At 54.2% G+C, this 1,949-nt stretch carries 1 protein-coding gene; it reads right to left on the minus strand.

The features are described 5' to 3' along the window. Positions 1–1,050 precede the first annotated feature (1,050 nt). Positions 1,051–1,677, minus strand: coding sequence for a hypothetical protein (locus HIJ39_RS22655; RefSeq protein WP_169103297.1), 627 nt, complete (start codon positions 1,675–1,677; stop codon positions 1,051–1,053). Positions 1,678–1,949: the final 272 nt, after the last annotated feature.

Below are 1,949 nucleotides of genomic sequence, written 5' to 3' on the forward strand. Positions count from 1 at the left end.
CTAATTCAGGGGGAAAGAAATTTTCTCAGACCCCACAAGCATTGCAAATCAAGGACTTCGGGTTATGAAAAACCCTCTAGTGATTTTATCTAGCTTATGCATGGTGTTACATCACTAAGGTTCGGTTAATCATTCACGATGGTGACCCGATGGATGATGAGGACAAAAAGCGTTGTTTCTGAATCTCCGCGAATTATGCTATCAACCCGTTGGGAATGTGCCGTGGTCGGTCGGTGGAAGACCAAAGTCCCCATTTCTATTCCGCTCGTCACCACGAGCCGTCACCACGAGCGGGCTGAAGCCCAGATATACCCTAGATGGGAGCGTGCTCGGAAGACGTTTCGAGGTGGCCCAATATCGAAGGCACCTTCTCAAGGAACGTCGCCCAATGCATGGTGTTGTCCGAGGCCATAGGCGCCCCCGTCACCAGCCCGTCACCAAGAGCAGATGGAAATAGGGATTCTGCAGAGACGCGATACACAGTGCCAATCGTGCAAACCCTTGAGAATCAAGCACTCCAGCCTATTCGGTGGACGGTATTGACTGGTCTTCCTGTGTCTTCAAATCCAATGGTCGGCGTTCGACGTCGACGGTGGGTTCGATTCCCACGTATCCCCGCCATCCCTTATGTGGAAAGGGTTTCCGGGTTTTTGATCACCGGTTCCTTCCGAGAAAAAACCTTCATATCTGCCAAAAACAGGCAATCCGTCACCACGAGCCGTCACCACGAGAATCTCTGGATTGGGTATCCAATGGATATTGGCTGGCCGGCTAAGACCGTGTGAACTCATTCCTGGGATCGTTCGGGTACACGGTGAACACAGCCCATTGATTTGCGGGGCTAATAATCTATTAATGGGCCGAGTCCGCTAGTCGCATCGTTAAGTAATCGGCGGTGGATAGCTTTCCCCGAAGGATGCGCGCGGTATGGCCCATCGCAACCTCACGCGCTAGGGCTAACGCTTTTCGACACAGGACTAGCGTCTCCTGCCGACGTGGCGCGGCATGTATCGATTGGGCTCCGACAACCAGGGGTCGGCGTTCAAGGGCCTACCATTGGTAACGGAGGCTTTCTGCAAAGGGGAGATCGTGTCGGAACTCCCAATCGGGCTTCGTCCGCGTGACTGCCCTCTGCGTAGGCAGTTCCACGCTGTTTTGGGTTCGCCGATCAGCGATCCGATACCGCCAGGGCCCGGTTTGGCGCTGGGGCGTACCTGGCGGCATCACCGAAAACACCATCGTCATTTTCTTGGCCGATATCGGCGCGACAATCACCCCTGGATGCTGTTTTTCCAACAGGGAGCCGTCTCTGACAAGGGGCTTTCGGTAAAAAATATTCGCCATGGCCGGTTTGATACAGCGCTGGGGGCGTTGCTGGATTAACGGCCGCCAGGTGATCATGGCGTGAGCGACCTGGCCCCATGCCGGGTGGACCAGAAAGGCGACGGGAATGAAGACGAGGTTGCCCAGAGCAAAGGTTAGCGCAATTCGCTCCCACCGCCAATATCGGCGGAAGAGGGTGCTCACGACAATGCGACGTAAAGCGCCGGTGACGGCGACCCATGCTGGAATTCCGAAGAAACCGGGGCCCGCGACGACGCTATCCAGGGTGTTTTTGACGACTTTATAAATCCTAAAGTTGATGGGTTTGCCTGTCCGGATTTTGCCAGGATACAATGGCCATGGTCGTTATTCTGGGAAAGGAAAACGTCCGGGTTGTTGAATGCTTACTCAAGGCATTCCCCGGACGTCTCAAAAAACTAGTCTTTGGTCATTATATCAGCTTACGTGTTAGAGCCAACCCAAGATCCGCTGACTTTTACGTTCGGAGTGGCGAATTGAGTGCGTGCCCGCATTGTCACCGCCCCCTACTGCGGATTCCGGACCTAATCCACCACCCATTCCGGTAAATTCCCACCACCTCGTCCAGTAATTCGCCACCATTCGTT

This window comes from Sulfobacillus harzensis, assembly GCF_012933365.1.
In the GTDB taxonomy this organism is placed as follows: Bacteria; Bacillota; Sulfobacillia; order Sulfobacillales; family Sulfobacillaceae; genus Sulfobacillus_B; species Sulfobacillus_B harzensis.